The following is a 20,308-nucleotide window of genomic DNA, read 5'->3' on the forward strand; positions in this document are numbered from 1 at the left end:
ACGACGTGGACGCCGTGGGCTCCGTGGACCCAGCCCTGACCTTCCCCACCCTCCCGCTGCCCGACGAGATCGCCAGGGCCGACGCCCTGCGCCGGCACACCGAGCTGGTCAAGCCGGTCGAGTCGCTCGGCCGGCTGGAGGAGCTCGGCGCATGGATCGCCGCCTGCCAGGGGCAGTCGCCGCCCCGGCCGTTCGTCCGGCCCCGGGTCGTGGTGTTCGCCGCCGACCACGGCATCGCCGCCAAGGGCGTCTCGGCCCATCCGCCGGAGGCCACCGCGCGGATGGTGGTCGCGCTGCTCACCGGTGGGACGGTCACCGGCGTGCTGGCCGCCGCCGTGGGCGCCGGGCTGCGGGTGGAGGACGTGGGCGTCGACGCCGAGCCGCCCGACCCGGAGCTGGCCCGGTTCAAGGTCCGCCGCGGCTCGGGGTCGATCGACACCGAGGACGCCCTCACCGGCGACGAGGTACTGGCGGCGGTGCGGGCCGGCATGGCCGTCGCCGACGCCGAGGTGGACGCCGGGGCGGACCTGCTGCTGCCCGCGCAGCTGGGGGTCGGTGGCAGCACCCCGGCCTCGGTCCTCGTCGCGGCGCTCACCGGCAGCGAGCCGGTCGCGGTGGTCGGCCGGGCGTCGGGCATCGACGACAACGCCTGGATGCGCAAGGCCGCGGCGGTCCGCGACGCGCTGCGCCGCGCCCGGCCCGTGCTGACCGACCCGCTGGCGCTGCTGCGCACGGCGGGTGGCGCCGACCTCGCGGCGCTCACCGGGTTCCTCGCGCAGGCGGCCGTGCGGCGCACCCCGGTGCTGCTCGACGGGCTCGCCGTGGGCGCGGCGGCACTGCTGGCCGAGGAGCTCGCCCCGGGCGCCTCGGCGTGGTGGGTCGCCGCGCACCGGTGCGCCGAGCCCGCCCACCCGCTGGTGCTCGAGCATCTCGACCTGGCGCCGCTCCTGGACCTGGACATCCGGCTCGGCGAGGGCGCCGGCGCGGCGGCCGCGCTGCCGCTGCTGGCGATGGCCGTGCGGGTGCTGGCGGAGACGGCCACGTACGAGCAGGCGGGCGTCCCCCGCCCGGTGCTCCCACCGCCGGGGCGCTGACCTACGGCGCGAGGAGCCGGCGGAGCAGCTCGTCGACGGCCGCCTCGGCCGGCTCGACCGCGGCGGCGTGGTCCCGCGCCCGCGCCAGCATCAACCCCACCTCGTTCATCGTCGCGAGCAGGGCGTGGGCGAACACGTCGACGTGGTCGGCGGCGAGCAGCCCGGCCCCGGCGGCGTCGGTCAGCGCACGGCGGATCCGCCCGAGGACGTGCTGCTCGTCCAGCTCACGCCAGCGCTGCCAGCCGAGCACGGCCGGCGCGTCGAGCAGCAGGATCCGCTGCACCGCCGGGTCACCGGTGAGCCGGATCCAAGCCGCGCAACCCGCCCGCACCGCCGCGACGGGGTCCGAGCTGCCCCGGGTGGCCGCGGCCATCCGCTCGTCGACCCGCCGGTGCAGCGCCTCGAGCACGGCGGTGAACAGGGCGTCCTTGCCGGGAAAGTGGTGGTAGAGGGCACCGCGGCTGAGGCCGGACTCCCGGAGCACGGCCTCGACGGAGGTGCCGTCGTATCCGTGCTCGGCGAACAGCCGGGTCGCCACGGTGACCACGTGGTCGCGCGTGGCGTGCCCACGCTCCCGTTTCTTGTCCATCCGTCCCCACGCCTCGCTCGTCTCGCCGCACGACTTGACAGACCGACTGTCGGTCTAGAAAACTCCAGACCGACAGTCGGTCTGTCCAACTCTTCCGTGGAGGCACCCTACCCATGACCGCCCCGACCCTGACCAGACATACCGTCGCCACCCGCTCCGGCCCGCTCAGCTACCTGTCCGCGGGCCGGGGTCCCGCCGCCCTGTTCGTGCACGGTGTGGGCACGAACGCGAACCTGTGGACCGGCGTCCTCGAGGCGTTGGCCACCGAGCGCCGCTGTCTCGCGCTCGACCTGCCCCTGCACGGGCGGTCCCCGGCCGCCGACGACCAGGACCTCTCCTTGGGCGGGCTGGCGACGGCGATCGCGGACTTCTGCGCGGCGCTGGACTTGGACCAGGTGGACCTCGTCGCCAACGACACCGGCGGCGCCGTCGCGCAGGTCCTCGCCGCCCGCCACCCTCGGTTGCCGCGGACCCTCGTGCTCACCAACTGCGAGACGCACGACAACGTGCCACCGGAGGCGTTGCGGCCGACCGTCGAGCTGGCCCGTCGGGGCGAGCTGGCGGCCATCGGGGCCCAGCTCGTGGCCAATCCGGAGCAGGCCCGGCAGGACGTGTTCGGTGGCGCCTTCCAGTACCCCGAGCGACTCACCGACGAGGCCGTGCGCGACTACCTCGAGCCGGTGTTCGGCACCGAGAGGGCCGGCCGCCTCTTCGAGCGGCTGCTGACGTCGCTGGACGCCGCGGAGCTGGTGGCCGCCGAGCCACGGCTGAAGGAGTTGGCGGTGCCCACCCTGCTGGTCTGGGGCACCGACGACCCGAACTTCCCGCCGCGCTGGGCGCACTGGCTGCGGGACACGCTGCCGCGCGTGGTCGACCTGGTCGAGGTCGAGGGTGGGCGGCTGTTCTTCCCCGCCGAGCGACCGGCGGACCTGGCGCGCCCGGTGCGCCGGTTCTGGCGGGAGCACGGCTGACCACCGGGTGCCCCGCCGCGAACCGGCGGGGCACCCGAAACCGCGGTCAGTCGAGGCGGTGGCGCCAGCCGTGCGGGTCGGGCCGGGTGCCGGTCTGGATGCCGGTGAGCTCGGCGCGCAGGCGGAGGGTGACCTCGCCGGGCTCGCCGCCGGCGATGGTGAACTCGCCCTCGGCGTGCTTCACCCGGCCCACCGGGGTGATCACCGCGGCCGTGCCGCAGGCGAACACCTCGGTGAGCTCGCCGGACTCGGCGGCCTTCTGCCACTCCTCGGTGGAGATGCGCCGCTCCTCGACGGGGAGCCCGAAGTCCTTCGCGAGGGTGAGCAGCGAGTCGCGGGTGACGCCGGGCAGCAGCGTGCCGGTCAGCTCCGGGGTGACCAGCCGCGCGTCGGCGCCGGAGCCGAAGACGAAGAACAGGTTCATCCCGCCCATCTCCTCGACCCACTTGCGCTCGACCGCGTCCAGCCACACGACCTGGTCACAGCCCTGCCGCACGGCCTGTGCCTGTGCCACGAACGCGGCGGCGTAGTTGCCGGCGCACTTGGCGAACCCGGTGCCGCCGGGGGCGGCGCGGACGTACTCGGTGCTCAACCACACCGTCACCGGCTTCACCCCCCCGGGGAAGTACGAGCCGGCCGGCGAGGCGATGGCCGCGTAGAGGTACTCGCTGGCCGGGGCGTTCACCCCGAGGCCGACGGACGTGGAGATCATGAACGGGCGCAGGTACAGCGACGCCTCGCCTTCGGAGGGCACCCAGCGCCCGTCGACGGCGATCAGCTCGCGCAGCGAGGCGAGGAACAGCTCGTCCGGCAGCTCCGGCATGGCCAGCCGCCGCGCGGAGATGCGGAACCGGGCGGCGTTGGCCTCCGGGCGGAACGCCGCGATCGAGCCGTCCGGCTGGCGGTAGGCCTTGAGGCCCTCGAAGATGGCCTGGGCGTAGTGCAGCACCGAGGTGGCCGGGTCCAGGGTGAGCGGCTGGTACGGGCCGACCCGCGGGTCGTGCCAGCCCCGCCCCTCGGCGTAGCGGACGGTCACCATGTGGTCGGTGAAGCTCGACCCGAAGCCCGGGTTCGCCAGTACCTCCGCCACCCGCTCCGCGCTGGCCGGGCTGGTGTGGGGGACATGGCGGAAGGACATCGGCGTCGTCATGGTCAGAGGATATCCCTTAGTAGGACGTCAGAACATTCCCGCCCGGCGCGGCGGCCATCCCCGATGTCCCGCCGTCCCCCCTAGGATGGGCTGGTGAGCTCACCATCGCAGCCCGCCGGCCCGAACCGCGTCTCCGCGGGCACCGCGTCCGACGTCAAGACCCTCGCCGCCGCCGCGCTGCTGACCTTCGCGGCTGGGTGCGTGGTGCTGATCGGGTACGGGATCGCCGGCGGGTTCGGCGGGTTCCTGGGCATCGTCGGCGCCGTCTTCGGCGTGGTGTGGTGGCGCAGCCTGCACGACAAGGTCTTTCCCCGGGACATCCCGCGGTCGTCGATGATCGGCCTCACCGTGGCCACCGTCGTGCTCGCACTGATCGTCTACGCGATGTCCTGACACCCGATGTCCTGACACCCGATGTCCTGACACCGCGGGAGGGCCGCGCGGTCGCCGTCGACGGCCCGTACGCCGAGGCCAAGGAGGTGCTGGCGAGCTTCGCGATCGGCGACTGCGCCAGCCACGACCGTGCCCTCGACATCGCCGGCCGGATCGTCGAGGCGATCGGGGACACGGTGGAGGTCCGGCCGATCGGGGTGGACCCGACCGCGGACGGATGACCACTGTGGACCATCAGGGCGTCGAGGACCTGCTGCGCGCGCTGGCGCCGCGGGGTCCTCGGCGCGTTGACGAGGCGCTACGGCCACTTCGACCTCGCCGAGGACGCGGTGCAGGAGGCGCTGCTGGCCGCCGTGCGGCAGTGGCCCGAGCAGGGCGTGCCGGAGGACCCGAAGCCCTGGCTGATCCGGGTGGCCGCGCGGCGGCTGATCGACCAGCCGCGTGCCGACCAGTCCCGCCGGCGGCGGGAGGTGGAGGTGTTCGTGCGTGACCCGGGCGAGTGGACCGGCCCCGCCGGGAGCGGTGACGACTCGCTCGTGCTCCTGCTGCTGTGCCGCCATCCGGTGCTGCCCACCACCGCCCAGGTCGCGCTCACCCCGCGCGCCGGCCCGGCGGGCCGAGGACACGGACTGGCACCAGATCGTCGGCCTGTACGGGTTGCTCCGGACCATGACCGGCAACGCGGTCGTCCGGCTGAACCAGGCCGTGGCGGTGGACATGGCCTACGGCCCCCGCGCGGGGCTGGCGATGCTCGCCCCGCTCGACGAGGATCCCCGGCTCGCCCGGCACCACCGCCTGGCCGCGGTCCGCGCCCACCTGCTCGAGCTGGCCGGCGACCTCGCCGCCGCCAGGGCCGGGTACGAGGAGGCCAGCCCGCGCACCACGGGCGACCCGGAACGGCGCCACCTCCGCGCCCGGATCGCCCGCCTGACGTCCTAGCTCCCCAACCCGAGCTCGGCGAGTAGGTCGGGCGGCAGGGTCGGCGCCGGCCACGCCGGGTCGGGGCGGAAGTCGGTCCACGTTCCGTCGAACGGGAACACGCCGGCCTCGACCAGCCCGATGATCCGGTGGCCCTCGGCGCGCAGCCGGTCGAGCCACGCCGGGGTGAGCCGGCCGGCCCGCACGGCCTCCTCGGCCTCGTCCTCGTCCTTCCAGCGCCACGTTCGATCCGGGTCGACCACCAGGTCCAGCACGCCGTCGATCCGGTCCGGCCCGCGGGCGGTGCGCCCCGCCGGGACCTCCAGGTTCACGTACCACTCGCGGAACGCCCCGTCCTCGCCGAAGCACCACCACACCGACGACCAGGCGGTGCCGGGCACCAGCCGCAGCGTTCCGGTGCCCCTCCACTGGTCCACAACGGACACCCGGGGCAGCCGGAACCGTTGTTCCAGCGGGACATCGCGCATCCGCCGGCCGCCGGCCAGCCGGGTGTCCACGATCGGGGTGCCCGCCGGCTGCCAGCCCAGCACCGTGGCGCCGTCGTCGCGCAACACCCGCAGGGGGTGGTGCCGGCCGGCGCTGCCGTCCGGGCGGACGAACCGCAGCACCGCCGTCTCCCCCGGCCGCCACCGCGCCGTCACGGCAGCCCCGCCACCGCGCTCGACAGCAGCGCCGACAGCAGGAGCGCCGCGAGCAGGAGCGCCGCCAGCACCGCGGCGGCCCACGCGCGGCGGTTCAGGGCAGCGCGCCGGCCGAGCACCCGGACCAGCGGGCCGACCAGGGCGAGCACGGCCACCACGGCCAGCACCGCCGGCGCGCCGAGCCCGGCGAGCAGCGCGGCGGCCAGCACCGCGGGCAGGAGCCACCCCGCGAGCCGGCGGCGCTGGGCCCCCGGCCGGTCCAGCGCGGCGAACGCCGCCGGGAGCGTGGCCAGCAGCACCACCGCGCCGAGCACCGGTGCCATCGCCCGCGCGTCGGCGGCGGCGAGCACGTCCCGCAGCGACGTGGGCGACAGTCCCAACCGGACCGGGCCGAGCTGGTACAGCGCCGCGCCGATCACGGCGAGCGCCACCACCGCCGCCCCGAGCAGCCGGCGGGTGTGCCTCCCCGGATCGGGGCCCCGGACCCCGGTGAACAGCGGCACCGCCAGCGCGGCGGCGACCAGCACCCCGAGCGGCCGGTCGGGCGGGCCCACCGGGGGCACCGGCCCGCGCTCCGGCGCCACCGCGAGGCACAACGCGACGAACACGACCGCCGCGGCCAGCAGCAGGCCGGCGCACCACCGCCGGTAGTAGGCGTCCAGCCGCATCCCGCCCGCCCAGGCCAGGCCGGCCACGCCGGTGAACGCGGCGGCGGCCGGCCACCGCGCGTCGGGAACGACGTATCCGGCGAACACCGCCGCGCTCAGCGCGAGCACCGCGACCCGGAACGCCACCGCCACCGCGCGATCGACCCGCTCCACCACACCGGCGGTGGCGCCGTCCTCGGATCCGGTGGCCGGGACCGGCCGGACGAGCCCGGCCAGCACGGCGGCCAGCCCGACAGCGGGCGGCAGCCACCAGCCCGCGACAGCGGCACCCACGGCGGGCACGACCAGCAACCCCACGGCAAGGAGCACACGACCTCCGTCCCCGATCCCCCGCGTTCCTCGTTAGCATGGCTCACGATCCGGCCGGGCAGCCGCCCGGTGCCCCGACCAGAGCGACCGCGCGAGGAGCCGACGTGACCGTGCCGAAGCTAGCCCTGACCGACAACACCGAGGCGGCACTGGCCAAGACCAAGGCCGACGCCATCGTGATCGGGACGGTGCAGGGCGCCGACGGGCTGGAGCTCGCCCCCGGGGCGGAGGCCGTGGCGGCCGCGCTCGGCGGTGACCTCGTCGACGTGCTCGGCGCGCTCGGCGCCACCGGCAAGGCCGAGGAGGTCGTCAAGCTGCCCACCCTCGGCAGGCTGCCGGCGGCGGTGGTGCTGGCGGCCGGCCTCGGCAAGCCGGCCGAGGGCGGGATCACCGCGGAGCAGGTCCGGCGCGCCGCCGGCGCCACCGGCAGGGCACTGGTGGGCACCAAGCGGGCCCTCACCACGCTGTCCGCGATCAACCTGCAGGCGGCCGTCGAGGGCACCGTGCTCGGCGGCTACGCCTTCACCGGGTACAAGTCCGAGCCCGGCGACGCGCCGGTGGCCACGCTGGACGTGGCGAGCCCGGACGGGGGCGCCGCCCGCGAGCACAAGGCGACGCTCAAGGCGGCCGGCGCCATCGCCGAGTCGGTGATGATCGCCAGGGACCTGATCAACACCCCGCCCAACGACCTGTTCCCCGCCTCCTTCGCCGAGCGGGCGAGGAAGCTGGCCGAGACGCACGAGTTGACCGTCGAGGTGCTCGACGAGAAGGCCCTCAAGCGCAAGGGCTTCGGCGGCATCCTGGGGGTCGGCGGCGGCTCCGCGCGACCGCCGCGGCTGGTGCGGCTGACCTACCGCGGCGCCAAGGCGAAGAAGAAGGTCGCGCTGGTCGGCAAGGGCGTCACCTTCGACACCGGCGGCATCTCGATCAAGCCGGCGGCCAACATGGACCACATGACCTCGGACATGTCCGGGGCCGCGGCCGTGCTCGCGTCGGTGGTGCTCGCCGCGAAGCTGAAGTACCCGCTCGAGGTGACCGCGACCATCCCACTGGCGGAGAACATGCCCTCGGGCACCGCGTACCGGCCCGGTGACGTGCTGAGCATGTACGGCGGCAAGACGGTCGAGGTGCTCAACACCGACGCCGAGGGCCGGCTGATCCTGGCCGACGCGATCGTGCGCGCCGCCGAGGACGGCCCGGACTACCTCATCGAGACGTCCACGCTGACCGGGGCGCAGATCGTCGCGCTCGGCAACCGCACCGCCGGCGTCATGGGCTCCGACGAGTTCCGCGACCGGGTGGCCGGCATCGCGCGGGCCACCGGCGAGGGCGGCTGGGCCATGCCGCTGCCGGACGAGCTGCGCGCCGACCTGGAGTCGCGGCTGGCCGACCTGACCAACGTGACCGGGCAGCGGTGGGCCGGGATGCTCGTCGCCGGCGTCTTCCTGCGGGAGTTCGTGGCCGAGGGGTTGCCCTGGGTGCACATCGACATCGCCGGGCCGGCGTTCAACACGTCCGGGCCATGGGGTTACACCCCGAAGGGCGGCACCGGGGTGCCGGTGCGCACCATCGCCGCGGTGCTGGCGGACATCGCCGACAACGGCTGACCGTGTCCGGCTGGGCCGCCGGGCGCTACCCCGACTCGGTCACCCAGGACGTGCTCACCGGCGGCGACGCGCGGGTGGACGCGGCGGTCGGCCACGCGGCGCTGCTGCTGGCGGCCGCGGGCTTCGCCGCCGAGTCGGACCGGGTGGTCGAGCGGTGGGTCGCCGCGACGGGACGGCCGGCCGCCGGGCTCACCGACGCGGCGGCGCGGGCGTGGGCGGTCCTGCTCGCGGCCAGGGGAACCCGTCCGACGTGGGCCGAGGGGCTGCCGCTCGCCGACGCGGAACCCCGCGGCCCGCACCCCTCCACCCGCGCGGGCTCCCGGGAGGCCGGCCCGTGGCCGAGCGGCTTTCGCGACGGGAGTTCCCCGGACGCCGATGACGTGGCGGACACCGCGCCGGCGGCCGCACCGGACGACGACGTGGTCGGGCGGCTCGTGGCCGGGTTGGCCCGCCAGCTCGGCCACGATCCGCCCGGCACCACCCGGGACCCGTCAGAGGGCCTGGTGGACGAGGTGGAACGGCGGGCCGAGGCGGGCGACGCCGACGGTGCGGTCGCGGCGATCGAGCGGTGGGCCCGGCGAGCCGCCTTCCACCCGGACGTGGCCCGGCTGGCGGCGCGGCCGGCGCTGGCCGGGTTGCTGCGGGCCGGGGCGCTCGGCCGGGCGCTGGACATCTCCGCCGACTGGGCCCGCGACTGCGCGGACCAGGTGACCGCCGCGTTGCGGGTGCGCTTCCCGGCGCCGGTCCCCTGCTCGTGGACGGAGCTGGTCGAGCGGATCCTCCGGTTGCGCGGCGAGCCCGGTCCGCCGCCCGCGCCGGTGCCGGCGGACCGGCTGGCCACGGTCGAGCGGGAACTGGGCGTGCGGCTGCCCGCCGACTACCGCGCGTTCCTGCGGACCTGCGACGGGCTACCCGCGGACGTGGTGTTCCCCCGGCTGCTCGGCGCGGCGGAGCTGGTTCAGGTGAACGCGAGCCGGACCCACTCCCCGGCGCCCGGTCGGCTGGTGGTGAGCGACCCTGCCGGGGAGTTCGCCGTCATCACCCTGGCGTGGGGCCGGGACGGCTGGCGCGCCGAGGAGCACGACCACGTGCTCGGCACCACCGCGCACCCGTGCTTCCGCGCGCTGCTGGAGGAGCACCTCCGCCTGCTCGAGGACAGCGCCTGACCGTGTCCGCGCTTCCCGCACGCGTGTCCGCGGTTCGTGCACGCGTGTCCGCGGTTCGTGCACGCGTGTCGGCGTCGTGCGACGCCGACACGCGTGCACAGAACGCGGACACAGCGTCAGCGGGGCGGGTTGTCGCCGCGCTCGCGGCGGCGCTGGAGGATCTTCTGCCGTTCGGTGTAGTCCCGCATCCGCTGGGGGTAGCCGACCTTGGCGACCTCGTACACCGGCATGGCCCGCTTGCGGGCGAACCGCACGGCGGCCTCGAAACTGCCGATCCGCCGCCTCGTCCACTCGCCGTCGTGGGCGACCAGCACGACCGTGGTCTCGGTGACCGTCGTGCGCGGCTCGACGAAGGCCTCGACACCCCGCCGCGACTCGGCCCACTCGTCGAGGTGCCGGGTGTCCGCGTCGGTCGATCCCCGCAGCGTGCCGGGGCGCCGCCCGCCCCCGCGCCGTCTACGCAACGAGTCGAAAAGTCCCACGTCGACCACCTCTTCTCCGTCAGCGCCCACGATCGACCCAAGGTCATTATCCCGGGTGACATGCCCCGCACCCGGCTCGGTCGCAAGCTTGCCGCACGTAGTGACAAGATGAGGTGTGCTGCCGGGGCCGAACGGCGCCGGGCGGACGACTCGAGCAACACCAACTGAGCACCACAACCTGCTTGTCGAGGAGTTACCGACGTGACCGACACCTCCGCCGACCTAGTGATCCTCGGCGGCGGATCGGGCGGCTATGCCGCGGCGTTCCGCGCGGCCGAGCTGGGCCTTTCCGTCACCCTGATCGAGAAGGACAAACTGGGTGGGACCTGCCTGCACCGCGGCTGCATCCCGACCAAGGCACTCCTGCACGCGGCGGAGGTCGCCGACTCGGCGCGCGACAGCGAGCAGTTCGGCGTCAAGACCACCTTCGACGGCGTCGACATCGCCGGGGTCAACAAGTACAAGGAATCGATCGTCTCGCGCCTGTACAAGGGCCTGCAGGGCCTGGCCAAGGCGCACAAGGTGAACCTCGTCGAGGGCACCGGCACGTTCGTCGGCGGCACCACCGTCGAGGTGGACGGCCAACGCCACACCGGCAAGAACCTCCTGCTGGCCACCGGCTCCTACGCCAAGTCGCTGCCCGGGCTCGAGCTCGGCGGCCGGATCATCACCAGCGACGACGCGCTCACCCTGGACTACATCCCGGAGAAGGTCGTCGTCCTCGGTGGCGGGGTGATCGGTGTCGAGTTCGCCAGCGTGTGGGCCTCCTTCGGCGTCGACGTCACGATCGTCGAGGCGCTGCCCCGGCTGGTGCCGAACGAGGACGAGTTCGCCTCCAAGCAGCTCGAGCGCGCCTTCCGCCGCCGGAAGATCAACTTCAAGACCGGCGTCCGGTTCACCGGGGCGAAGCAGGACGACAACGGCGTCACCGTGTCGCTGGAGTCCGGCGAGACGTTCGAGGCCGACCTGCTGTTGGTCGCCGTGGGCCGGGGCCCGAACACCGCCGGCCACGGCTACGAGGAGGCCGGGCTGGCGATGGATCGCGGCTTCGTCCCCACCGACGAGCGGCTGCGCACCAACCTGCCCAACGTCTACGCCGTCGGCGACATCGTGCCCGGCCTCCAGCTCGCCCACCGCGGCTTCCAGCAGGGCATCTTCGTGGCCGAGGAGATCGCCGGGCTGGACCCGCGGCCGATCGACGAGGCGGGCATCCCGCGGGTGACCTACTCGCACCCGGAGGTGGCCTCGGTCGGCCTCAGCGAGGACGCCGCGAAGGAGAAGTACGGTTCCGGCGTGCAGACCTTCACCTACGACCTCGGCGGCAACGGCAAGAGCCAGATCCTCAAGACCTCGGGTGCGGTCAAGCTGGTCAAGGCGCCGGACGGCCCGGTGGTCGGCCTGCACCTCGTCGGCGACCGGGTCGGCGAGCTCATCGGCGAGGCGCAGCTGATCTACAACTGGGAGGCGTTCCCGGAGGACGTCGCCCCGCTGATCCACGCCCACCCGACCCAGACCGAGGCCCTCGGCGAAGCGCACCTTGCCCTGGCCGGCAAGCCACTGCACGTGCACAGCTGACGCCGCGGCACCACCTCATCCCCCATCCAGACGTAAGGGAGTCAGCGAACGATGGCCTACTCCGTCACACTGCCGGAGCTCGGCGAGAGCGTCACCGAGGGCACCGTCACCCGGTGGTTGAAGCAGGAGGGCGACACCGTCGAGGTGGACGAGCCACTGCTGGAGATCTCCACCGACAAGGTCGACACCGAGGTCCCCTCCCCGGTGGCCGGCGTGGTGGCCCGGATCGTGGCCCGTGAGGACGAGACCGTCGAGGTCGGCGGCGAGCTCGCGGTGATCGACGACGGCTCGGGCGGGGAGGCCGCCGGCGGCGACCGCCAGGAGCCCGCGCGGCAGGAGCCGGCCCAGCAGGAGCCCCCCCAGCAGGAGGCCCCCCAGCAGGAAGCCCCCCGGCGGGAGGCCCCGCGGGAGGAGACCCGGCCCGAGCCCGAGCCGGCGCGGGCGGAGTCCGCGCCGTCAGCGGGCGGTGATGGCGGCGGCACCCCGGTGCGGTTGCCCGAGCTCGGCGAGAGCGTCACCGAGGGCACCGTCACCCGGTGGCTCAAGCAGGTCGGTGACACCGTCGAGGTGGACGAGCCACTGCTGGAGATCTCCACCGACAAGGTCGACACCGAGGTCCCCTCCCCGGTGGCCGGCACCGTCCTGGAGATCAACGTCCGGGAGGACGAGACCGTCGAGGTCGGCGGCCAGCTCGCGGTGGTCGGTGACCGGGGCGCCCAGCCGTCCGACGAGGCCCCCGAGCCGAAGCCCGAGCCGAAGCCGGAGCCGCGTCAGGAGGCCCAGCCCCAGCAGGAGACCCCGGCGCGCCAGGAAGCCCGACCGGAGCCGAGGCCCGAGCCCCGGCCCGAGCCGAAGCCCGAGCCCCGGCCGGAGCCGCAGCCCCAGCCGCGCCAGGAGGCCCGGCCCGAGCCGGCGGCCGCACCGTCGGGCGACGGTGCGGGCACGCCCTACGTCACCCCTCTGGTGCGCAAGCTCGCCGCCGAGCACGACATCGACCTCAACACCGTCACCGGCAGCGGGGTCGGCGGGCGGATCCGCAAGCAGGACGTGCTGGCCGCGGTCGAGGAGCGGCAGCGCAGTGCCCAGCAGGCCGCCCCGCGCCAGGAGCAGGCCCGGCCGGCCGCGGCCGCGCCCGCGGCCAGGACCGCCGAGCCGGCGCCGGACAAGGCGGGGCTACGCGGCACGGTGCAGAAGGCCAGCCGGATCCGGCAGATCACCGCGGCCAAGACCAAGGAGTCGCTGCAGATCTCGGCGCAGCTCACCCAGGTGCACGAGGTCGACGTCACCAAGATCGCGACGCTGCGCCAGCGGGCGAAGGCGGCCTTCCGTGAGCGGGAGGGCGTGAACCTGACGTTCCTGCCGTTCTTCGCCAAGGCGACGGTGGAGGCGCTCAAGCAGCACCCGAACGTCAACGCCTCGTACAACGAGGAGACCAGGGAGATCACCTACCACGGCGCGGTGCACCTCGGTATCGCGGTGGACACCGAGCGTGGGCTGCTCTCCGTGGTCATCCAGGACGCGGACGAGCTGAACCTCGCCGGGCTCGCGCACCGGATCGCCGACCTCGCCGAGCGAGCGCGCACCAACCGGGTCACCCCGGACGAGCTCACCGGCGGCACCTTCACGATCACGAACATCGGCAGCAACGGCGCCCTGTTCGACACGCCGATCATCGTGCAGCCGCAGTCGGGGATGCTCGGCACCGGCGCCGTGGTCAAGCGCCCGGTGGTGGTCACCGACGCCGACGGCAACGACGCCATCGCCATCCGGTCGATGACGTACCTGCCGCTCACCTACGACCACCGGCTGATCGACGGTGCCGACGCCGGCCGCTTCATCACCACCATCAAGCAGCGGCTCGAGGAGGGCAACTTCGAGGACGAGCTCGGCCTGTAGGACGGGCCGCGGACGCCGTGGGGCGCTCCGCGACCATCACTCACCCGGGAGGGGTGTCCGCGCGAAGGGCACCCCTCCCGGGTGTGTTTAGCTGGGCTCATGCGGGTTCTCATCGCCGGCTCGAGCGGCCTGCTCGGCACCGCGCTGCGGCGACGGCTGCGCGCGGAGGGGCACGAGGTGCGCCGGCTCGTCCGCCGGCCCGCGGCGGCCCCGGACGAGCACGGCTGGGACCCTCCGGCGGGGCGGGTCAACGACGCCGCCTTCGCCGGGGTGGACGCCGTGGTCAACTTCTGCGGCGCGCCGCTGGCCGGCGGCCGGTGGAGCGCGGCACGCAAGCAGGTGCTGCTCGACAGCCGGGTGGAGCCCACCGAGGTGCTGGCCGACGCGGTGGCCGAGCACGGCATCCCGGTGCTGGTGAACGGGTCGGGAATCAACTTCTACGGCGACACCGGCAGCACCGTGGTGGACGAGTCGGCACCGGTCGGCCGCGGGTTCCTCGCCGAGCTGTGCGCGGCGTGGGAGGGCGCCACGGCGGCCGCGACACGGGCCGGCGCGCGGGTGGTGCTGCTGCGCACCGCGCCCGTGCTCGCCCCCGAGGGCGGGCTGCTCGGCCTGCTCACACCGCTGTTCCGGCTGGGCCTCGCCGGCCGGCTCGGCAGCGGCGCCCAGTACTTCCCGTGGATCAGCCTGACCGACCACGTGGCCGCCGTCCGGCTCGCGCTGGACTCCGACCAGCTGCGCGGCCCGGTGAACCTGATCGCCCCGGAACAGGTGACCAACGCCGAGTTCACCAGGGCACTCGCCGCGGCGCTGCACCGGCCGGCGCCCTGGTGGGTGCCGGCACCCATGCTGCGGCTGGTGTTCGGCGCGGGCGCCGACGAGATGCTCCTCACGGGGCCACGAGCCGTGCCAGGAGCACTGCGCCGCGCCGGCTTCGCGTTCGCCCACCCGGACCTGCGCGCGGCGCTGTCGGCCGTCGTCTGAGTCAGAGCCCGAGTCGTCGCATGAGTCACGTCGGAGAGGTGCACCAGTGATACACCTTGTATCGACCTCGGGAACCGTCACCTCAGGGGACCGTGACGCAACCCAGCCACAAGTACGTGACCGAGCCGAACGCTCACTGCCCAACGCGACCAACGGGGTGAGTTCCGGGGAGGCGGCGCTGTGAGCGGGCGGGCGCGGGTCGCGGTGACCGGCAGTGTGCTGGTGGCCGCGTTCGTGCTGCTCGGCGTGCTGGTCCACGCCGGGCACGGCGGGGTGGACGCCGCCGTCGAGGACCTGGTGGGCACCCGGTGGACGGGGCCGCTCGGCCGGGCGGCCGAGTTGGCCGGCGCCGTGCTCGGCCCGGTGCTGCCCACGCTGCTCGGCGTGGTGCTGCTCGCCGGCGCGGCCCTGTTGTGGCGGCGGGGCGAGCACCGCACCGCCGGGCTGCTGATCCGGGTGGCCGTGGTGCTCGCGGTGTGCCGGGCCACGAGCGTCGTGTTCAAGCCGGTGTTCGACCGGCAGCGGCCACGGGTGTACCCGGAGGCGAGCTTCCCGAGCGGGCACGTCGTGTCGGTGGCCGGTGCCGGCTTCGCGCTGGTGGTGCTGTGCGCGTGGCTGGCGCCGCGGCTGCTGCGCCGGATGGTGGCGCTGGCGGTGGTGGCCACGGCGCTCGCCGCGGCGGCGCGGATCGCGCTCGGCGTGCACTGGCTCACCGACACCATCGGCGCGGTACTCGCCGTCATCGGGTTCGGCCTGCTCACCTGCGCCGGCCTCGGACTGCTGCCCGCGGGCCGGGACCGGGTGTCGGTCGGGCCGCGCGACGACTAGCCTCGCTGTCGTGACTGGTTCAGCCGTGTCCTGCCGTGCCACCACCGATCCCGTCGACGTGCGGGAGGTCGGCACGATCGACTACCTGGAGGCGTGGGACCTGCAGCGGGACCGCGCCACCGCGCGGGCCGACGGCAGCGGACCCGACACCCTGCTGCTGCTCGAGCACCCCTCGGTGTACACCGCGGGCAAGCGCACCGAGCCGGCCGATCGGCCGGTCGACGGCACCCCGGTGATCGACGTGGACCGCGGCGGCAAGATCACCTGGCACGGTCCGGGACAGCTCGTCGGGTACCCGATCATCCGCCTCGCCGACCCGATCGACGTGGTGCACTTCGTGCGGCGCCTGGAGGAGGCGCTGATCTCGGTGTGCGACCGGTTCGGCGTGCTCACCGGCAGGGTCGAGGGCCGCAGCGGCGTGTGGGTGCCGGCCGACCACCGCGGGCCGGAACGCAAGATCGCCGCCATCGGCATCCGGGTACAGCGCGGCGTGACCATGCACGGGTTCGAGCTCAACTGCGACGCCGACCTCCACGCGTTCGACAAGATCGTGCCGTGCGGCATCCGGGACGCCGGGGTCACCTCGCTCAGCCGCGAGCTGGGCCGGGACGTGCCGGTGGCCGAGGTGCTGCCGGTGGCCAGGGACGCCGTGCTGGCCGCGCTCGACGGCGCGCTCCCGGTGAGCGACGACCGCTGGCTACGCCGCACCGAGCAGCCCACGCCCACCGCGCTCTGCGACGCCACCCCGACCCGGGTGCCCTGAAGACCGCCGCACGAGCGAGGGGATTCAGGGCCTTCCCGGGACGGGAGCGCTCAGCCCAGCCGGGGCATGATCTCGGCGGCGATCAGCTCGAGATGGTCGAGGTCGCTCAGGTCCAGCACCTGCAGGTAGAGGCGGGTGATCCCGGTGCGCTCCCGCCACCGGCCGATCGTGTCGACCGCCTCGGCCGGTGTCCCGGCCACGCCGTTGCCGCGCAGTTCGTCGACCTCACGGCCGATGGCCGCCGCGCGGCGCGCCACCTCCGCCTCGTCCCGGCCGACGGCCACCACGAGCGCGGCGGAGCGAACGATCTCCTTCGGATCCCGGCCGGCCGCCTCCGCGGCGGCCGCGACCCGGTCGAACTGCGCCCGCGCCGTGTCGGAGTCCTGGAACGGCAGGTTGAACTCGTCGGCGAACCGGGCGGCCAGCGCCGGCGTGCGCCGCTTGCCGGCACCGCCGATGATCACCGGCGGGCGCGGCCGCTGCGCCGGCTTCGGCAGGGCCGGCGCGTCCACCAGCCGGTAGTGGTCGCCGCCGAAGGAGAACGTCTCGCCCTCCGGGGTCTCCCACAGGCCGGTGATGATCTCGAGCTGCTCGGCGTACCGGTCGAACCGCTCCTTCATCTCCGGCAGCTCGATGCCGTAGGCGGTGTGCTCGTCGACGTACCAGCCGGAGCCGAGGCCGAACTCCACCCGGCCACCGGACATCTGGTCCACCTGCGCCACCGAGATCGCCAGCACCGAGGGGTGCCGGAACGTCGCGGCGGTCACCAGGGTGCCGAGCCGGATCCGGGACGTCTCCCTGGCGAGCCCGGCGAGGGTGATCCAGGCGTCGGTGGGCCCGGGGAGGCCGGACACGGATCCCATCTTCAGGAAGTGGTCGGAGCGGAAGAAGGCGTCGAAGCCGGCGTCCTCGGTCGCCTTCGCCACCCGCACCAGGTCGTCGTAGCTGGCCCCCTGCTGGGGCTCGGTGAAGATCCTCAGTTCCACGAGGACCAGCGTAGTAGCCGACCGGTCATCGCATGGCGGGACGACGGATCCGCTCGAGCAACCGCACGATCGCCGTCTCCACCTCGGCGCTGACCTTCTTCGGCTCGGCCGAGCTGGCGATGGTGGTCGCCGCCGAGCACAGCGCACCGTAGAGCAGCCGGGCGGTGATCTCCACCGGGAGGTCGTCCAGCTCCCCCGCGTCGATCAACGCCTGCAGGCTCGCCCGGATCAGCCCGAAGCTGAAGTGGTCCTCGGCCTCCCGCCAGCGCTCCCAGCCCATCACGACCGGCGCCTCGTGGATGACGATGCGCTGGTAGGCCGGGTCGAGGCAGTTGCGGAGGAACTCCCGGATGCCGTTGATCGCCCGCTCCCACGGCGCGCCGGGGCCGAGCACGATCTTCTCCAATCGGTGCAGGCACAGCGTCTCGACCGCGTCGAACGCCGCCTCGAACAGCGCCTGCTTCCCGCTGAAGTGGTGGTACAGGGCGCCCTTGGTCACCCTCGCCCGCTTCGCGATCTCGTCCAGCGACGTGCCCGCGTACCCACGCTTGGTGAAGAGCTCGACCGCGCTGTCCACCAGTGCCGAGCGGGTGGACTCCGAGTAGTCGAGCCGCCTGGACCTCACCGTCACCACGTTCACAACTCTACGGCACGCCGCCATTCCCGTACTCGTGGTATGTTTGCTACGCCAAGTCCGTACTGGGAGTATGCCGCAAACCCGCGGTATGGCCCGGGTCACGGGGAGGGGACGCAGACCATGAGTTGGAGCGACTTCTACCGGCGGCGCGACGTCATGGCCGAGGTCCTGCGGAGGGCGCGGCACGACCCCGCCGGTCCGCTGCCGTTCGCCGAGGTGCCCGGCGCCGTCGAGACCTTCGGCACCCCGGAGAGCCTGCTGCTCGCCCTGCAGCACCGCTGGACCCAGCTGTTGAGCGGCCAGCTGCGCGCCGAGGTCGCCGGGCCGGAGGACGCGGCCGACCTGCCACCCGGCCGCGACGCCGACCAGGTCGACGCGGTGGGCAGGGCCTGGCACGCCGCGGTACGGGAACATCCGACGCTGGCGGCCCTGCTCGACGCGCATGGGGACCGCCACCCCACGGTTCGTGCGGCTCGGCGGACCGAGCTGGGAATGCTGGCGGTCGCCGCCGGGCTGGCCGAGCCGTACGAGCCCGCCGAGGACACGGCCAGGGTCGGCGCGGCACTGCGCACCCTGCTGCGGCACCAACCCGACCGGGCGGCAAGCCGCTGGCGCCACCCGGTCGACCAGTTGCTGCGGAAGCTCGCGCCCACCGCCTGAATCGAATCGGGCCACAGCCCGCCTACCGCCGGTATGGCGCTTTCCCATCGACTGTAGTTAGGTGGATCCATGGTCTCCCAGGCCAGGAAATGGACCGAGAACGACATTCCGGACCAGGCCGGGCGCGTCGCCCTCGTCACGGGCGCGAACTCCGGGCTCGGCCTGCGCACCGCCGAGGTACTGACCACCAGGGGTGCCAAGGTCCTGCTCGCCTGCCGCTCGGCCGAGCGGGGCGCCGGCGCGCTGGACCGGGTGGCGCGGCTCGCCGGTGCGGGCAACCAGCCCGAACTGGTCCCGCTCGACCTCGCCGACCTGGCCTCGGTGCGGGACGCGGCCCGCCAGGTCCGCGACCGCACCGGGGACGGCCTCCACCTGCTGGTGAACAACGCCGGGGTGATGGGCACGCCGCTGCGCCGCACCAAGGACGGGTTCGAGCTGCAGTTCGGCACCAACCACCTCGGCCACGCCGCCCTCACCTGGCTGCTCATGCCGGCGCTGCGCGACGCCGCGCGCTCCGACGACCGGCCGCGAGTGGTGACGGTGTCCAGCATGGCCGCCACCACAGGGCAGATCGACCTGGACGACCCGAACTTCGAGCGCCGGGGGTACAACCCCGCCGCCGCCTACGGGCAGGCCAAGCTGGCCAACCAGGTGTTCGCGGTGGAGCTCGACCGGCGGCTGCGGGCGGCCGGCGAGCAGATCCTCAGCGTCGCCGCCCACCCGGGCTACACGGTGACCGGGCTCGGCTCGGCCATGGCGCGCTCGTACGACAACCCACTGATCCGGACGGTCGTCGGCGGCGGGGTGCGGATCGGGGAGCTGCTGCTCGGGCAGAGCGTGCGGATGGGCACCCTCCCCCAGCTGCACGCCGCCACCGCACCCGAGATCGCCGGCGGCGACTACGTCGGGCCGGACGGGCTGCGCGGGGTGCGCGGTCACCCGGTCGTCGGCCGCCCGCTGGGCCGCGCGCTGAAGCCGGAGACCGGCGCCGGGCTGTGGGAGCTCACCGCCAAGCTCACCGGCGTCACCCCCGATCCCGCCTGATCGGACGACGCCCGGCGCGGGCGTAGGCTGGGCCCCGTGAGTGCGTCGCCTGAGGGTCGTCGGTTGTTGCGGTTGGAGGTTCGTAACAGCGAGACGCCGATTGAGCGGAAGCCGTCGTGGATTCGGACGCGGGTGCGGATGGGTCCGGAGTTCACCGAGTTGAAGGGCTTGGTGCGCCGGGAGGGTTTGCACACGGTGTGTGAGGAGGCGGGGTGTCCGAATATTTATGAGTGTTGGGAGGATCGGGAGGCGACGTTTCTGATCGGGGGGGATCAGTGCACGCGGCGGTGTGATTTCTGTCAGATCGACACGGGGCGTCCGGCTGAGCTGGACGTCGACGAGCCGCGGCGGGTCGCGGCGAGTGTGGCCAGTATGGGGTTGCGGTATGCCACGGTGACGGGGGTGGCGCGGGATGATCTGGCGGATGGGGGTGCGTGGCTGTATGCCGAGACCGTCCGGCGGATTCACGCGGAGTGTCCGGGGGCGGGGGTGGAGTTGTTGATCCCGGACTTCACCGGCAACCCCGACCAGCTCGGTGAGGTGTTCTCGTCGGGGCCGGAGGTGTTGGCGCACAATCTGGAGACGGTGCCGCGGGTGTTCAAGCGGATCCGGCCCGCGTTTCGCTACTCCCGGTCGCTGGAGGTGTTGGCCGCGGCGCGGGCGGCGGGGTTGGTGACCAAGTCCAACCTCATCCTCGGGCTGGGGGAGACCCCCGAGGAGGTCGAGCCGGCGCTGCGCGATCTGCGGGAGGCGGGGTGTGAGCTGATCACGTTGACCCAGTATCTGCGGCCCTCGCCGCGGCATCACCCGGTGGATCGGTGGGTCAAGCCCGAGGAGTTCGTGGCGCACGCGCGCACCGCCGAAGCCCTGGGGTTCTCCGGGGTGATGGCCGGGCCACTGGTCCGCTCCTCCTACCGCGCCGCCCG

The 20,308-nt window shown here is 74.1% G+C and carries 22 protein-coding genes and 1 pseudogene; 16 read left to right on the forward strand and 7 right to left on the reverse strand.

Features of this window, described 5'->3' with window-relative positions:
• Positions 1 to 5 precede the first annotated feature (5 nt).
• Positions 6 to 1,094: a nicotinate-nucleotide--dimethylbenzimidazole phosphoribosyltransferase gene (cobT, locus tag BM051_RS19255; protein ID WP_424923262.1), complete on the forward strand. Its 1,089-nt coding sequence runs from the start codon at positions 6 to 8 to the stop codon at positions 1,092 to 1,094.
• Between the two features lies 1 nt (position 1,095).
• On the opposite strand, the gene BM051_RS19260 is transcribed toward cobT, so the two are convergent.
• On the reverse strand, positions 1,096 to 1,683 hold the full coding sequence (locus BM051_RS19260) for a TetR/AcrR family transcriptional regulator (protein WP_092532002.1): 588 nt from the start codon (positions 1,681 to 1,683) through the stop codon (positions 1,096 to 1,098).
• A 113-nt stretch (positions 1,684 to 1,796) separates the two neighbouring features.
• Between BM051_RS19260 and BM051_RS19265 the strand changes: the two genes are divergently transcribed.
• Positions 1,797 to 2,654, forward strand: coding sequence for an alpha/beta fold hydrolase (locus BM051_RS19265; RefSeq protein ID WP_092532005.1), 858 nt, complete (start codon positions 1,797 to 1,799; stop codon positions 2,652 to 2,654).
• Positions 2,655 to 2,700: 46 nt separating this feature from the next.
• Here the strand turns inward: BM051_RS19265 and BM051_RS19270 are convergent, their stop codons facing one another.
• On the reverse strand, positions 2,701 to 3,804 hold the full coding sequence (locus BM051_RS19270; RefSeq protein WP_092532008.1) for a branched-chain amino acid aminotransferase: 1,104 nt from the start codon (positions 3,802 to 3,804) through the stop codon (positions 2,701 to 2,703).
• 93 nt (positions 3,805 to 3,897) lie between these two features.
• On the opposite strand from BM051_RS19270, the gene BM051_RS19275 reads away from it, so the two are divergent.
• From BM051_RS19275 to BM051_RS30690, 4 genes and pseudogenes are all read left to right on the forward strand, one after another.
• Positions 3,898 to 4,197 (forward strand): hypothetical protein, encoded by a 300-nt coding sequence (locus BM051_RS19275; RefSeq protein ID WP_208325859.1) that lies wholly within the window; start codon positions 3,898 to 3,900, stop codon positions 4,195 to 4,197.
• Positions 4,086 to 4,418 (forward strand): YciI family protein, encoded by a 333-nt coding sequence (locus tag BM051_RS19280; RefSeq protein ID WP_208325858.1) that lies wholly within the window; start codon positions 4,086 to 4,088, stop codon positions 4,416 to 4,418. Before BM051_RS19275 ends, BM051_RS19280 begins: the two co-directional genes overlap by 112 nt.
• Positions 4,419 to 4,484: 66 nt before the next feature.
• A pseudogene (locus BM051_RS30685) lies at positions 4,485 to 4,586 on the forward strand (hypothetical protein); the annotation flags it as partial.
• A 280-nt stretch (positions 4,587 to 4,866) separates the two neighbouring features.
• Positions 4,867 to 5,136 (forward strand): hypothetical protein, encoded by a 270-nt coding sequence (locus tag BM051_RS30690; protein WP_424923265.1) that lies wholly within the window; start codon positions 4,867 to 4,869, stop codon positions 5,134 to 5,136.
• Here the strand turns inward: BM051_RS30690 and BM051_RS30000 are convergent.
• Together BM051_RS30000 and BM051_RS30005 are read right to left on the reverse strand one after the other, a co-directional pair.
• A complete protein-coding gene (locus tag BM051_RS30000) occupies positions 5,133 to 5,777 on the reverse strand; it encodes a ribonuclease FAU-1 family protein (RefSeq protein ID WP_243859288.1) in 645 nt (214 codons plus the stop codon). The genes BM051_RS30690 and BM051_RS30000 overlap by 4 nt on opposite strands.
• Positions 5,774 to 6,754, reverse strand: a complete 981-nt coding sequence (locus BM051_RS30005) for a hypothetical protein (protein ID WP_134045960.1) — start codon at positions 6,752 to 6,754, stop codon at positions 5,774 to 5,776. The genes BM051_RS30000 and BM051_RS30005 overlap by 4 nt, the downstream gene beginning before the upstream one ends.
• A 104-nt stretch (positions 6,755 to 6,858) precedes the next feature.
• On the opposite strand from BM051_RS30005, the gene BM051_RS19300 reads away from it, so the two are divergent.
• Positions 6,859 to 8,361, forward strand: a complete 1,503-nt coding sequence (locus tag BM051_RS19300) for a leucyl aminopeptidase (protein ID WP_092532017.1) — start codon at positions 6,859 to 6,861, stop codon at positions 8,359 to 8,361.
• A gap of 2 nt (positions 8,362 to 8,363) precedes the next feature.
• Complete coding sequence (locus tag BM051_RS19305) at positions 8,364 to 9,527, forward strand: SMI1/KNR4 family protein (protein ID WP_092532020.1); 1,164 nt, start codon at positions 8,364 to 8,366, stop codon at positions 9,525 to 9,527.
• 116 nt (positions 9,528 to 9,643) lie between these two features.
• Here BM051_RS19305 and BM051_RS19310 read toward each other — a convergent pair whose 3' ends face one another.
• Positions 9,644 to 10,018 carry an oxidoreductase gene (locus tag BM051_RS19310; RefSeq protein ID WP_092532023.1) on the reverse strand — a complete coding sequence of 125 codons (375 nt, stop codon included), beginning with the start codon at positions 10,016 to 10,018 and terminating at the stop codon, positions 9,644 to 9,646.
• A gap of 192 nt (positions 10,019 to 10,210) precedes the next feature.
• On the opposite strand from BM051_RS19310, the gene lpdA reads away from it, so the two are divergent.
• The 5 genes from lpdA (at position 10,211) to lipB (ending at position 16,055) form a co-directional block, all read left to right on the forward strand.
• On the forward strand, positions 10,211 to 11,584 hold the full coding sequence (gene lpdA / locus BM051_RS19315; protein ID WP_092532026.1) for a dihydrolipoyl dehydrogenase: 1,374 nt from the start codon (positions 10,211 to 10,213) through the stop codon (positions 11,582 to 11,584).
• 51 nt (positions 11,585 to 11,635) lie between these two features.
• The gene (sucB, locus tag BM051_RS19320) at positions 11,636 to 13,480 is read left to right on the forward strand and encodes a 2-oxoglutarate dehydrogenase, E2 component, dihydrolipoamide succinyltransferase (RefSeq protein WP_092532029.1); all 1,845 of its coding nucleotides are present in this window, start codon (positions 11,636 to 11,638) and stop codon (positions 13,478 to 13,480) included.
• Positions 13,481 to 13,579: 99 nt separating this feature from the next.
• The gene (locus BM051_RS19325; RefSeq protein ID WP_092532032.1) at positions 13,580 to 14,464 is read left to right on the forward strand and encodes a TIGR01777 family oxidoreductase; all 885 of its coding nucleotides are present in this window, start codon (positions 13,580 to 13,582) and stop codon (positions 14,462 to 14,464) included.
• Positions 14,465 to 14,644: 180 nt separating this feature from the next.
• Positions 14,645 to 15,292, forward strand: coding sequence for a phosphatase PAP2 family protein (locus tag BM051_RS19330; RefSeq protein ID WP_092532035.1), 648 nt, complete (start codon positions 14,645 to 14,647; stop codon positions 15,290 to 15,292).
• 10 nt (positions 15,293 to 15,302) lie between these two features.
• A complete protein-coding gene (gene lipB / locus BM051_RS19335) occupies positions 15,303 to 16,055 on the forward strand; it encodes a lipoyl(octanoyl) transferase LipB (RefSeq protein WP_092532038.1) in 753 nt (250 codons plus the stop codon).
• 50 nt (positions 16,056 to 16,105) lie between these two features.
• Here the strand turns inward: lipB and BM051_RS19340 are convergent, their stop codons facing one another.
• Positions 16,106 to 17,041, reverse strand: a complete 936-nt coding sequence (locus BM051_RS19340; RefSeq protein WP_092532041.1) for an LLM class F420-dependent oxidoreductase — start codon at positions 17,039 to 17,041, stop codon at positions 16,106 to 16,108.
• Positions 17,042 to 17,066: 25 nt separating this feature from the next.
• Positions 17,067 to 17,666, reverse strand: a complete 600-nt coding sequence (locus tag BM051_RS19345; protein WP_092532220.1) for a TetR/AcrR family transcriptional regulator — start codon at positions 17,664 to 17,666, stop codon at positions 17,067 to 17,069.
• Positions 17,667 to 17,798: 132 nt separating this feature from the next.
• On the opposite strand from BM051_RS19345, the gene BM051_RS19350 reads away from it, so the two are divergent.
• The 3 genes from BM051_RS19350 to lipA all read left to right on the forward strand — a co-directional run.
• Complete coding sequence (locus BM051_RS19350) at positions 17,799 to 18,338, forward strand: hypothetical protein (RefSeq protein ID WP_092532044.1); 540 nt, start codon at positions 17,799 to 17,801, stop codon at positions 18,336 to 18,338.
• 69 nt (positions 18,339 to 18,407) lie between these two features.
• Positions 18,408 to 19,382, forward strand: a complete 975-nt coding sequence (locus tag BM051_RS19355; protein ID WP_092532047.1) for an oxidoreductase — start codon at positions 18,408 to 18,410, stop codon at positions 19,380 to 19,382.
• 36 nt (positions 19,383 to 19,418) lie between these two features.
• The coding region (lipA, locus tag BM051_RS19360) for a lipoyl synthase (protein ID WP_092532223.1) at positions 19,419 to 20,308 on the forward strand (890 nt) is incomplete at its 3' end.

The sequence above is a fragment of the Amycolatopsis arida genome (assembly GCF_900115565.1).
GTDB classification, from domain to species: domain Bacteria; phylum Actinomycetota; class Actinomycetes; order Mycobacteriales; family Pseudonocardiaceae; genus Yuhushiella; species Yuhushiella arida.

Bases quoted from the DNA above. Each gene is read 5' to 3' on its own strand.
- BM051_RS19265 (WP_092532005.1), top strand. From the start codon at position 1,797: ATGACCGCCCCGACCCTGACCAGACATACCGTCGCCACCCGCTCCGGC.
- BM051_RS19270 (WP_092532008.1), bottom strand. From the start codon at position 3,804: ATGACGACGCCGATGTCCTTCCGCCATGTCCCCCACACCAGCCCGGCC.
- BM051_RS19355 (WP_092532047.1), top strand. From the start codon at position 18,408: ATGGTCTCCCAGGCCAGGAAATGGACCGAGAACGACATTCCGGACCAG.
- sucB (WP_092532029.1), top strand. From the start codon at position 11,636: ATGGCCTACTCCGTCACACTGCCGGAGCTCGGCGAGAGCGTCACCGAG.
- BM051_RS30690 (WP_424923265.1), top strand. From the start codon at position 4,867: ATGACCGGCAACGCGGTCGTCCGGCTGAACCAGGCCGTGGCGGTGGAC.
- BM051_RS19350 (WP_092532044.1), top strand. From the start codon at position 17,799: ATGAGTTGGAGCGACTTCTACCGGCGGCGCGACGTCATGGCCGAGGTC.
- BM051_RS19260 (WP_092532002.1), bottom strand. From the start codon at position 1,683: ATGGACAAGAAACGGGAGCGTGGGCACGCCACGCGCGACCACGTGGTC.
- BM051_RS19325 (WP_092532032.1), top strand. From the start codon at position 13,580: ATGCGGGTTCTCATCGCCGGCTCGAGCGGCCTGCTCGGCACCGCGCTG.